The organism is Nocardia puris, assembly GCF_036051655.1.
Taxonomy (GTDB): Bacteria; Actinomycetota; Actinomycetes; order Mycobacteriales; family Mycobacteriaceae; genus Nocardia; species Nocardia puris.
In genome coordinates this window covers 1,772,147-1,784,477 of the sequence record NZ_CP107943.1, presented here as the reverse complement: position 1 = coordinate 1,784,477, position 12,331 = coordinate 1,772,147, and the positions used below count along the sequence as shown (strand labels likewise).

Annotated in this window: 9 protein-coding genes; 6 read left to right on the top strand and 3 right to left on the bottom strand. The window is 69.3% G+C overall.

The genetic code is table 11. The features are described 5' to 3' along the window. The first annotated feature begins 184 nt into the window (after positions 1-184). The 6 genes from OHB21_RS07870 (at position 185) to OHB21_RS07845 (ending at position 8,452) form a co-directional block, all read left to right on the top strand. Complete coding sequence (locus OHB21_RS07870; protein WP_113975135.1) at positions 185-3,937, top strand: murein biosynthesis integral membrane protein MurJ; 3,753 nt, start codon at positions 185-187, stop codon at positions 3,935-3,937. A 277-nt stretch (positions 3,938-4,214) separates the two neighbouring features. Continuing rightward, positions 4,215-4,775 (top strand): RNA polymerase sigma factor SigM, encoded by a 561-nt coding sequence (sigM, locus tag OHB21_RS07865; RefSeq protein ID WP_067502826.1) that lies wholly within the window; start codon positions 4,215-4,217, stop codon positions 4,773-4,775. Between the two features lie 115 nt (positions 4,776-4,890). Beyond that, positions 4,891-5,667, top strand: coding sequence for a hypothetical protein (locus OHB21_RS07860; RefSeq protein ID WP_195125007.1), 777 nt, complete (start codon positions 4,891-4,893; stop codon positions 5,665-5,667). 94 nt (positions 5,668-5,761) lie between these two features. Continuing rightward, positions 5,762-6,739 (top strand): thioredoxin-disulfide reductase, encoded by a 978-nt coding sequence (gene trxB, locus OHB21_RS07855; RefSeq protein ID WP_067502793.1) that lies wholly within the window; start codon positions 5,762-5,764, stop codon positions 6,737-6,739. A 34-nt stretch (positions 6,740-6,773) separates the two neighbouring features. Next, positions 6,774-7,106: a thioredoxin gene (trxA, locus tag OHB21_RS07850; protein ID WP_067502790.1), complete on the top strand. Its 333-nt coding sequence runs from the start codon at positions 6,774-6,776 to the stop codon at positions 7,104-7,106. A 155-nt stretch (positions 7,107-7,261) separates the two neighbouring features. Further along, entirely contained in the window at positions 7,262-8,452 is a 1,191-nt protein-coding gene (locus OHB21_RS07845) for an N-acetylmuramoyl-L-alanine amidase (RefSeq protein ID WP_067502787.1), read from the top strand. Positions 8,453-8,513: 61 nt separating this feature from the next. Here the strand turns inward: OHB21_RS07845 and OHB21_RS07840 are convergent, their stop codons facing one another. From OHB21_RS07840 to OHB21_RS07830, 3 genes are all read right to left on the bottom strand, one after another. After that, positions 8,514-9,239, bottom strand: a complete 726-nt coding sequence (locus OHB21_RS07840; protein WP_195125006.1) for a GNAT family N-acetyltransferase — start codon at positions 9,237-9,239, stop codon at positions 8,514-8,516. A gap of 242 nt (positions 9,240-9,481) precedes the next feature. After that, entirely contained in the window at positions 9,482-10,507 is a 1,026-nt protein-coding gene (locus OHB21_RS07835) for a ParB/RepB/Spo0J family partition protein (protein ID WP_067502781.1), read from the bottom strand. Positions 10,508-10,568: 61 nt separating this feature from the next. Then, a complete protein-coding gene (locus OHB21_RS07830) occupies positions 10,569-11,519 on the bottom strand; it encodes a ParA family protein (RefSeq protein ID WP_228789760.1) in 951 nt (316 codons plus the stop codon). Between the last annotated feature and the right edge of the window lie 812 nt (positions 11,520-12,331).

Here is a 12,331-nt window from a genome sequence, read left to right as displayed (position 1 = left end):
TCAGCCGCCGAACCGTGGCCCCGGTGTTCCACCCGGTCCGGCTCACGCCCGCCCGCCCGCGCCACATCCCGGGCAGGGCGCGTACTCCGCCCAGGAAGACGGCGTCCTGGCGAAACCCGTGCGCGTCCCGCCGCAGCGTTTCGCGCCGCCGGACACCCGCCACGACCCGGCCGACGACGTCACCGTGCGCACGGCGCCCCCGCCGCGCTACGAACCCTCGCGCCCGCGCGAACAGGACGAACCGGAGGAGCCGCAGCCCAAGCAGAGCGCGTCGGCGCGCCTGCTGCGCGACTCCGGGTCGATCGCGATCGCCACCCTGGTCAGCCGGATCACCGGCTTCGGCAAGGTGCTCATGCTGGCGGCCGTGCTCGGCCCGGCCATCGCCAGCGCGTTCACCTCGGCCAGCCTGATCCCGAACATGATCGCCGAGCTGGTGCTCGGCGCGGTGCTGACCGCGATCGTGGTGCCCACGCTGGTGCGCGCCGAACAGGAGGACGCCGACGGCGGCGCGGCGTTCATCCGCAGGCTCGTCACGGCCGCGTTCACCGTGCTGGCCGTGGCCACGCTGTTCACCACCGCGGCCGCGCCCATCCTGGCCACCAGGGTGTTCGTCGACTCCGACGGCGCGGTGAACACCGACCTCACCACCGCGCTCACCTATCTGCTGCTGCCCGCGATCGTGTTCTACGGCATGTCCGCGCTGCTCACGGCCGTGCTGAACACCAGGCAGAACTTCAAACCCGGCGCCTGGGCGCCGGTGGTGAACAACGTCGTGGTGCTCACGGTGCTGGCCGTGTACGCGCTCACCCCGGGCGAGATCACCCTCGATCCGGTGCGGATGAGCGATCCGAAGCTGCTGGTGCTGGGCCTCGGCGTGACCTTCGGCGTGGTGTCGCAGGTGCTGATCCTGCTGCCCGCGATCCGCCGCGAGGGCATCGACCTGCGGCCGCTGTGGGGCATCGACAACCGGCTCAAGCAGTTCGCCGCCATGGGCGCGGCCATCATCCTGTACGTCCTGATCAGCCAGGTCGGCATGATCGTGGCCAATAACGTCGCGTCCAAGGCCGACGCGGCGGGCCCGGCCATCTACTCCTACACCTGGCTGCTGCTGCAGCTGCCCTACGGCGTGCTCGGCGTCACGCTGCTCACCGCGATCATGCCGCGCCTGAGTCGCAACGCCGCCAACGACGACACCCCCGCGGTGGTCGACGACCTGTCCGTCGCGACCAGGCTCACCATGATCGCGCTGGTGCCCGTGGTGGTGTTCTTCACCCTCGCCGGGCCCCAGATCGGTGAGGCGCTGTTCGGCTACGCGCGGTTCTCCGGCGATGCCGGGCGCCTCGGCGACGCGCTGAGCTGGTCGGCCTTCACCCTGATCCCGTACGCGCTGGTGCTGATCCACCTGCGGGTCTTCTACGCCAGGGAACAGGCGTGGACGCCGACCTGGATCATCCTCGGCATCACCGGCGTCAAGATCGTGCTCTCCGCGCTGGCCCCGGTGTTCGCCAGTTCCGGCGACCAGGTGGTGATCATCCTCGGCGCGGTGAACGGCGTGAGCTTCGCCGTCGGCGCGGTGATCGGCGGCTATCTGCTGCACCGCAGCCTCGGCGATCTGCGGATGATCAACGTGGGGCGCACCGTCACCCGCGTGGTGCTGGCCGCGCTGGCCGCGGGCGCGGTGATGCTGATCGTGGACAAGGTGCTCGGGCTGGACCGGATCACCAGCGCGCCAGGCTCGCTGCTGCGCGTGACAATCGACGCCATTGTGCTGTTCGCGGTGGCGTTCGGGCTCATGCGCCTGGCGGGGATCCCCGAGATCGTCGCGATCACGGTGGCCGTCTCGCGCCGTCTGGGCATCACCCCGCCCGCACCGGACCTCGACCTGGACGGACCGGTCGAGGACGAGTACGCCACCCAGGTCATGCGCAGGCCGCATCCGTACGCCTACTCCGGATTCGACCCCGTCATGGACACCCAGACGATGGTGCTGCCCGTGATCCGTCCCGGAGCTGTCGACCTGACCGGCAAGGGACAGTTCCCGTACCCTGTTCGGCAGGTGGGCACTCGTGGCGAGTACGCCGAGACCTCGACATACCAGGGCGAAGGAGGACCGAGGGTGAGCGACGACGCGGCGGCGGGCAGCGTCCCAGCCGCCGAACCTCCTGCGGGTGGGGCGGGCAGTCTGTCCACCGACAATCCCCCCGCGGCCGAGCAGCCACAGGGGCCGGGCGAGGCCGGCAGGCCCCCGCACGCGCCGGTGGGTCCCGCCGCGGCGCCCCCGCCCCGCGACGCACCGCCGCCGCAGCAGGCGCCGCCGCGCGATCCGATGTACGACACCGGCATGATCCCGGTGCCGCAGCTGCCGCCGCAGCAGCCCGTCGACCCCGGTCAACGCCGGGTTCCGCGCGGCCCCAAGCTGATGCCGGGCGCGTCGGTGGCGGGTGGCCGCTACCGGCTGCTGGCCAGCCACGGCGGTGCGCGCGGGCTGAAGTTCTGGCAGGCGCTCGACATCAAACTCGACCGCGAGGTCGCGCTCACCTTCGTCGACGCCGACCAGAAGGCCGGCGAGAACTCCGGTCACGACGGCCCGCAGGCGATCCTGTCGCGCACGCTGCGTCTGGGTCGGATCAACTCACCCGGCCTGGCCCGCGTGCTCGACGTGGTGCGCGGCAGCTCCGGCGGCATCGTGGTGGCCGAGTGGACGCCCGGTCGTTCGCTGCGTGAGATGGCCGAGACGGTGCCCTCACCGATCGGCGCCGCCCGCGCCATCCGGGCGCTCGCCTCGGCCGCCGAACTCGCCCACCGCGGCGGCGGTTCGCTGTCCATCGACCATCCCGACCGGGTGCGCATCAGCGCCTCGGGCGACGCGGTACTCGCCTTCCCCGGCACGCTGGCCGATTCCGACGCCCAGTCCGACGTGCGCGGCCTCGGCGCCATGCTCTACGCGCTGATCACGGCGCGCTGGCCGATCCGCTCCGGCGGGCTGACCGGGTCCGCCGCCACCGTCGGCGGCCTGCGTCTGGCCGATTTCGGCGCCGACGGCACGCCGGTGGAGCCGCGCCAGATCCGGCCGGAGGTGCCGTTCGAGATCTCGGCCGTCGCGGTGCGTTCGCTGGAGTCGAACAAGGGCGTGCGCACCGCGGCCACCGTGCAGCACGTGCTGGAGCAGGCGTCCGTGGTCGACCAGAAGACCGATTTCATCCCGGTGCTGCGGCTGGGTCAGCGGGCCCAGCACGTGCCCGCCGACGAGTCGCTGGCCGATCCGGAACTGCTCGCGCAGGAGCGGGAACGCTCGCAGCGCATGATGTGGATCATGGTGGGCCTGGGCATCCTGGCCGCGCTGGTGGTCGGCGTCGTGATCTGGTGGATGGTCAGCGTGTTCGCGCCGGGCGCCTCCGACGCGCCGCTGGACGAACAGCGCAATATCGGCCTCACCACCAACAGCACACCGGCGCCCGCGCCCGCCCCCGGCGCGGTGCCGAGCACGCCGACGGGCGGAGTTCCGGTCCCGGTCACCGGCGTCACGGTGTTCTCGCCCGAGGGCACGCCCGACGGTGTGAACAACGTGGCGGCCGTGCTGGACAACGATCCGGCCACCGTGTGGCGCACCGACCAGTACTTCCAGCAGTTCCCCGCGCTCAAGAAGGGCGTGGGGCTGCTGGCCACGCTGCCCAGCCCGGCGCGGCTGACCAACGTCTCGATCACCTCGCCGAGCCCGGGCACCTCGGTGGAGATCCGCACGTCGCCCACGAATTCGCCCACCCTGGACCAGACCCAGCTGATCGGCACGGCCCAGCTGGGCGACGGGGTCACCGAGATCCCGGTGCAGGCCGACCAGGCGGTGCGCTACGTGCTCGTGTGGATCACCGGGCTCGGCACCACCGGCAGCCAGTTCCAGTCGGCCATCGCCGACCTGCGGTTCGACGCCGCCCCCTGACCTTTTCCTTTCTCTCCCACCACCGTTGCGGCGTGGCCGGCATCCCGCTCGGTCTGGTTGCTGCCCCTTCGGCCCTGCCGATATGATCGGCACGCGCTCTCGGCAGGGGAGCTTCCCGGATTCTGGTGACGCGATTCCGGATGCTGCGAAAGTTTTCGGTGACAGGTGATCCACGCTGTCGCCCGGTGAGCGCCGTCGAGGGGTTGGATTGTCGGAGAGGAACGAGGGTTCCCGCGCGGGAAGTTCGCGGCCGGTCGCGGCCCGCGAGCGCTCGTTCGTGCCCGACGACCTCACCGACGCGCAGTTGCTGCGGGCGCACGTCGACGGGGAGCGCCACGCCTTCGCCGAACTGTTGCGCAGGCACAACGACCACCTCTGGCAGACCGCCCTGCGCACCTCCTACACCAGGGAGGACGCGGCCGATTCGCTGCAGGACGCACTGCTCTCGGCCCATCGCACCGCAGGTTCGTTCCGCGCGGAGGCCGAGGTGCGCAGCTGGTTGCACGCCATCGTGGTGAACGCCTGCCTGGACCGCATCCGGCGCAACAAGACCCGGCGCGCGGTGTCGTTCTCGCCGGATTCCATGCCGGAACCGATCGACGAGCGCGATGAGTTCGCCCACCTCGAGTTGTCGATCGTGGTGGATCGCGCCCTGTTCTCGCTGCCGCCCGATCAGCGGACCGCGCTGGTTGCGGTCGATCTGGAGGGGTATAGCGTGGCGGAGGCGGCCGCCATGCTCGGCGTCCCGGAGGGGACCATCAAGAGCCGGTGCGCGCGGGCACGGCAACGTTTGCAGGAACGTTTGGAATTTCTGCGCGATCCGCGGAACCGGAACTAGTGGCGCTGCGTCATTAATAGTGACGAACCACTGAGCGATGTATTCAGGGGCGGCCCGGTAGGCGGTCGCCATGGCGAACGGGACAGCAATGTCCGATGGGAATTACGGAGGTGCGATGGCGACCCGGTCAGTTCCGCAGCCTCCGTTCTCCACGGAGTTGCTGGCCGACCTGCATGCCGACAACATCGACCCCGAACTCGGAGCCCAGCTGTGGCCCCTGGTCCGCGCCGATGCCGACGCCAGCCGGTATCTGGACTCGCTGGACGAGGTGCGCGGCCACGTGCGCGAACTAGGTGCCGTCGACCCGGTACTCCACCCGATGCCCGACGACGTGTCGGTGCGCCTGTTCTCGTTCCTCGAGGATCTGGAGTCCGGCGAGGAGCCGCGCGCCACCGTCCACCGGCTGCCGGAACCTTCCGAAACATCTTCCGCCCCAACAGGTCCGAGTGAACACCTCGCCCCGCCCGTCTCGCTGGACGAACGCCGCGGCCCCCGGTTGCGCTGGCTCGCCGCCGCGGCGGCCGTGGCGGCCGTGGTCGCGGGTGTCGGGATCGGCGCCTCGGTGCTGGGCGGTGACGAGGAGGGCACGCCCGTCGCGTCACCGACCGAGAACCAGATCGGCGACGACCTCACCGCCACCGCCGCGCTCGCCGCGCTCGGCCGCAACGACGTCACCGGCCCGCTCGCCGACTACGCGGCCCGCGACGCCTGCGTGGCCGCGGCGGGCCTGACCCGCCCGGTGCTCGGCTCGATGAACATGACCTACAGCGGCCAGGCCGCGGTGCTCATCCTGCTCGGCGGCGCCGACCGCGGCCAGATCACCGCGCTGGTGGTGGGGCCGGGCTGCGCGCCGGGAGATCCGCAGGTGAAGAACATCACCGACATCGGGTAGCGACGGGGCCGGGCCGCGCGGGAACATCAGCGTTTACCCTGTTGTTGAGTTTCACGTTCCCCCAGATCACCCCAGATCACCTCGGAAGGGCGCCATGATTCGCGACCTGATCATTGTCGGCTCCGGCCCCGCCGGTTACACCGCCGCCGTCTACGCGGCGCGCGCCGAGCTGCAGCCCTTGCTGTTCGAGGGCACCCAATTCGGCGGCGCGCTGATGACGACCACCGAGGTGGAGAACTTCCCCGGCTTCCGCGACGGCATCATGGGCCCCGACCTGATGGACCAGATGCGCGAGCAGGCCAAGCGTTTCGGCGCCGACATCCGCACCGAGGACGTCGACGCCATCGACCTGAGCGGTCCCGTGAAGACGGTCACCGTGGGCGAGGAGACCTACCAGGCGTACGCGATCGTGCTGGCCATGGGTTCGGCCGCGCGCTACCTGAACGTGCCCGGCGAGCAGGAACTGCTCGGCCGCGGCGTGAGCGCCTGTGCCACCTGCGACGGCTTCTTCTTCAAGGGCCAGGAGATCGTGGTGGTCGGCGGCGGCGACTCGGCCATGGAGGAGGCGACCTTCCTCACCAAGTTCGCGTCCAAGGTCACCATCGTGCACCGGCGCGAGGAGTTCCGCGCCTCGCGCATCATGCTGGAGCGGGCCAAGGCCAACGAGAAGATCGAGTTCGTGCTGAACGCGGAAGTCGTTCGGGTGCACGGGGACAACGCGGTGACCGGTCTCACGCTGCGCGACACCCGCACCGGCGAGACCTCCGAACTGGCCGCGACCGGCCTGTTCGTCGCGATCGGCCACGACCCGCGCAGCGAGCTCGTGCGCGGCCAGGTCGAACTCGACGATGAGGGCTACGTGCAGGTCCGGCATCCGGGCACCGCCACGAACGTCGAGGGCGTCTTCGCCGCGGGCGATCTGGTCGACCACACCTACCGGCAGGCCATCACCGCCGCGGGCACGGGCTGCCGCGCCGCGATCGACGCCGAACGCTGGCTCTCCGAGCAGGGCGATATCACCGCGAACACCCTGGACCACGCGGGACAGCCGGTCGCCGCGAACGCCCACTGATCTCGCCCACATCCCGATCAACGAGGAGAAACCCATGGCCGACAACGGCAACACGGTCACCGTGACCGACGCGTCCTTCGCCGACGACGTGCTGCTCAGCGAGAAGCCCGTCCTGGTCGACTTCTGGGCGGATTGGTGCGGACCGTGCAAGATGGTCGCCCCCGTGCTGGAGGAGATCGCCGGCGCGCACGCCGACAAGCTGACCATCGCCAAGCTGGACGTCGACGCCAACCCGTCCACCGCCCGCGAATACCAGGTGCTGTCGCTGCCCACTATGATGCTGTTCCGCGGTGGGAAGCCGGTGAAGCAGATCGTCGGCGCCAAGGGCAAAGCGGCCCTGCTGCGCGAGCTCGCGGACGTCATCTGACGGACGCGCTCGACGACGCGCCGTAGGATGCCCGTGGCGGCGGTAATTGCCGTTTTCGGGGCCAGGTCTGAGACAATCGACCGACGCTTCGCGCGAGGGTGTACGCCGTCGCCTGAGTGGGTACCCGGTTCGACGGAAGGAAAGGGCTCTCACGCATGCACCGACTTCGTCACGGCGATACCGGTCCAGCCGTAGCAGAGGTTCGGAGCACCCTGGCCAGTCTCGGATTCCTGCACGCGCATGCCGCCGATTCGGCCGACGGGCACGAGTACTGGAAAGACACCGAGGCCTCCTTCGACCACCACCTCGATTCCGCGGTCCGCGCGTTCCAGCAGCATCGCGGTCTGCTCGTGGACGGGGTGGTGGGTCCGGCGACCTACCGGGCCCTGAAGGAGGCGTCCTACCGGCTCGGCGCGCGCACCCTCATCTACCAGCTGTCAGCCCCCCTGTACGGCGACGATGTGGCCACCTTGCAGCGCAAACTGCAGGATCTCGGCTTCTACGTGCACCGCGTGGACGGCTATTTCGGCCCGCACACCCACGATGCGCTCACCGCCTTCCAGCGGGAGATCGGGCTGTCCGCCGACGGTATCTGCGGGCCCGACACACTGCGCTCGCTGGAGTTGCTCGGCGCGCGTGTGACGGGCGGCAACCCGCATCGCATCGCCGAGGAAGAGGTGGTGCATCGCGCGGGCCCGCAGCTGACGGGCAAGCGCATCGTGATCGACCCGGGCCTGGGCGGACCCGACAAGGGGCACGCGGTGCCCACCGAATACGGCGACGTGTACGAGTCGGAGATCCTGTGGGATCTGGCCAGCCGGTTGGAGGGCCGCATGGCCGCCACCGGGATGGAGACGTTCCTCTCCCGCCCGTGGGGCGCCAATCCCACCGACGCCGAACGCGCCGAGACCTCCAACGCTTTCGACGCCGATCTGATGATCTCGCTGCGGTGCGCCACCAACCCGAGCCCCTCGGCGAACGGGCTGGCCAGCTTCCACTTCGGCAATTCGCACGGTTCGGTATCGATGATCGGGCAGGTGCTGGCCGGGTTCATCCAGCGCGAGGTAGTCGCGCGAACCTCGTTGCAGGACTGCCGGACTCACTCGCGTACGTGGGATCTGTTGCGGCTCACCAAGATGCCCACCGTGCAGGTCGACATCGGTTATCTCACCAACGAATACGACGCGTCGGTGCTCACCAACCCGCGCATGCGCGACGTGATCGCCGAGGCCATCCTCATCTCGGTCAAGCGGCTGTACCTGCTGGGGCAGGACGATCAGCCCACGGGCACCTACACTTTCGCCGAACTGCTGGCCGAGGAATTGGCGGCCGCCGACCGGACCTGAGGCTGCCCAGTACTTTTCGAGAACGCCCTGCCATCCTTCGGGTCGGCAGGGCGTTCTCGTGTCAGCGGGCGCCCGCGCGGGTGGGCGCGGTGATCGACGCGGCGGCGAGCAACTGGTCGAGCGCGCGCTCCACGTCTTCCTTCCAGCCGTGGTCGGAATCCAGCTCCAGGCGCAGCCGCGGGAACCGGTGGTGCGCCGCGACGACCTCGAAACCGAACTCCTCCAACAGGTCCGCGTCGATCATGCAGGTCTGCGGCGAACACTCGGCCGACGCCGATGCGGCCGATCCGCGCAGCGGCGCGCCGATCCGCTCCATGAGCGTCATCGAACCCACCAACCGGTCGGTGCGCTTGGCCGGCGGCTCGGACCGCAATCCGAACGCCTCCAGCGCGCGCACGCCACGGCGGATCAGATCCGTCACGACGGCCTGTAGCAGCGCGTGCGCGACATCTTCGTCGCGGTAGGGGAGTTCGGTGCGCAGCGTGGTCAGCAGCACCGCGTCCGGGCTCACCGGAGAAGTCGGGAACAGGCCGGCACGCGGCACGGCGCTCGGCGGCGAGTACAGCGCGCAACCGGCGACCTTGCCGTCCACGTTCGCCACCTGTCCGCAGGAACCCCACTCCAGCATGACAGTCGAGAGCCAGGCTTCCTTCTCGAACACCGGGTCGCTGAACGCCCGGGAGTCCTCCGCCACGGCGGGATCGATCTCCCAGAACACGCAGCGGCGGGCATGCGCGGGAAGGTTGTCCAGGCCGCCGAGGGTAAGTGCTGTGACGCTGGTCGACACCGCTCTGCTCAGCCTCCAGCTGTCCGATTCATCCACGCTCACGCCGCATCAATGTCTTCTCGCCAGCAAGGATATGCGATCAACGCGAAGCCGCCTCATTCCAGGTCGCTGTGCTGTTGTGTCCGAGTCCGGCGGTTCCGCGCGAACGCGTCACCGCGACGGCGAAAACCATGCCGTCACAGTGACGTTTCCGCGCCGGACCCGTCCCTACGGGATACACGGGGCTATTTCCGCCACTTCTGTCACGAACCGAGTTGCTGTTCCATCATGTTCACGATGCGCTCGAGATCTTCGACCGATCCGAACTCCACCACGATCTTGCCCTTGCGCTTGCCCAGGCTCACCGTGACGCGGGTGTCGTACGAATTCGACAGTCGCTCGGCCACATCCTGGAGTCCCGGCATCTGGATCGGCTTGCGCCGGGGGGCCGGGGGAGCGGCCGCATCCGGATCGCGGTTCGCCAGCGTGACCGCTTCCTCGGTGGCGCGCACCGACATTCCCTCGGCGACAATGCGCGCCGCGAGCGCCTCCTGCGCGTCCGCGCCCGCCTCCAGACCGAGCAGGGCGCGGGCGTGGCCGGCCGACAGCACGCCCGCCGCGACCCGCCGCTGCACCGGGATCGGCAGCTTCAGCAAGCGGATCATGTTCGTCACGACGGGGCGGGACCGCCCGATCCGGGTGGCGAGTTCCTCGTGGGTGACGCCGAACTCCTCGAGCAGCTGCTGATAGGCGGCCGCTTCTTCGAGCGGGTTCAGCTGCACCCGGTGGATGTTCTCCAGCAGGGCGTCGCGCAGCATCGACTCGTCGGCGGTCTCGCGGACGATCGCCGGGATGGTCTCGACGCCCGCCTCCTGGCAGGCGCGCCACCGCCGCTCGCCCATGATGAGCTGATAGCGCTCCTCGTCACCGTCCAGGCGGCGCACCACGATCGGCTGCATGAGGCCGAATTCGCGGATGGAGTGCACCAGTTCGGCCAGCGCCTCCTCGTCGAAGACCTGGCGCGGCTGCTTGGGATTCGGCTCGATGCGATCGGGCGGGATCTCCCGGTAGACGGCGCCGCCCTCGGCCAGCTCCGTCTCCTCGGCGGGTTCGGGGACCCGGTGCAGGAACGCCGACGCCGGCTGCGGGCCGATGGGATCGAGCCCGATCACGACGTTCGCCGCCGCGCTGCCCAGCCCCTGGGTGTTCAACCCCTGGGCATTGGCCGGGCCCGTCGGAATCAGCGCCGCCAGACCACGGCCTAGCCCACCCTTCTTCGCCTGACTCATCGACCCACCGATCCCTTCCCTCGTCCGCCACCTGTCCGGGTCGTGCCGACCCGAGCCCGGATCACTCCGCGCCGTTCGCAGCCTGCTCGGCCAGCGCCCGCTGAGCCATCTCGCGTCCGGCGTCGAGGTAGCTCATCGCACCCCGGGAGCCTGGATCATAATCGAGCACCGTCATCCCGTAGCCCGGCGCCTCCGACACCTTCACCGAACGGGGGATCACCGAGCGCAGCACCACGTCACCGAAGTGACCGCGCACCTCCTCGGCGACCTGATCGGCGAGCTTGGTGCGGCCGTCGTACATGGTGAGAATGACGGTGGAGACGTGCAATTCGGGATTCAGGTGCGCCTGCACCAGACCGATATTGCGGAGCAGCTGGCCGACGCCCTCCAACGCGTAGTACTCGCACTGGATCGGGATCAGCACCTCCTTGGCGGCGACGAGCGCGTTGACCGTCAGCAGGCCCAGCGAGGGCGGGCAGTCGATCATCACGTAGTCGATGTCGTAGCCGGCGATATTCGCTTCCTGGATGGCGCCCTTGAGCCGCCCCTCGCGCGCCACCATCGAGACGAGTTCGATCTCGGCGCCCGCCAGGTCGATGGTGGCGGGGATGCACAGCAGCCGCTCGTTGTGCGGGCTCTGCTGGATGGCCTCCTTGACGGAGACCTCACCGATGAGCAGCTCGTAGCTGGAGGGGATGCCCGAGTGGTGGTCGATGCCCAGCGCGGTGCTGGCGTTGCCCTGCGGGTCGAGGTCGATGACGAGCACCTTCATGCCTTGGTGCGCCAGGGCGGCGGCGAGATTCACCGTCGTGGTGGTCTTTCCGACGCCACCCTTCTGGTTCGCGATGGTGATGATCCGTTGCTCGCGCGGTTTCGGCACTGTCACCTTTCCTGGATGCAATATCTGACTGGCACGCTGAGCTTCGGCGGCGATCGGGGTCTCGCTGGGGGAGATGTTCCCGAACGGGGTGCTTCCGAAAGCCTCCGTGTCGAAGTTGCTGGAGTCCAGCATCCCCGGCACTCGCGACGTTGTTTCCCGTGAAACATTCGCCGGACCGCTCGACATAGACAGCTCCTAACCCGAGAACTACAGACCACGCGCCTCGGGCCAACGCCGATGCCGTGTCTTCACACTGCTGTGTCGGATCGAACATGATGCTCCGTCGGGACGGCGCCCGATCAAACGACCGAGCGGAGCAGTCCCGCACACCCACATCCCACCGTGGCACCAACGCTCACGCCCGACGCTCACTAGCTTGCCAGCACTCAGCCCCAGAAGAAAGTTGAATCGCGGCGACACGCGAATACGCGCCGAACGGAGTGCGAGAACGGAGGAATTCCGGCCCGGGGGAGCGGAATTCGGACGATCCGGAGCGCGATTCGGGGAGGTTCGACCATCGATGTTTCCCGTGAAACCTCGGCATCCCTCTCGGCGGAACACGCCGACCGCGCATTCCGCGGATACGCGCGCCGCCGCGATCGCCGAGACTCCCGGGATGGGGTGCGCCCACTTCGGAACTCGTGAGCGATCCGACCCGCGAGCCACTTCCGGGGCGGACGGATTGCCCGCACACGGGACTTCGCACCGACCGGCCGTCCGCATTGCTCACGTGAAACATCGCAGCGTCCGACCGTGGTCACCGCGCGGCTCGCGGCGTCCCGATCGATGTTTCACGTGAAGCATCGATCGGACCCCACCGGATCGGAGACCTCAGACCCGCCACACTGGCACCTCGGGCGACCGCCACACCGGCACCTCGAGAGAGGAACGCACCGGGGCCCCGAGGGGAGTGACTTGTCCACGCACGGCACAGCGAGGGAAGA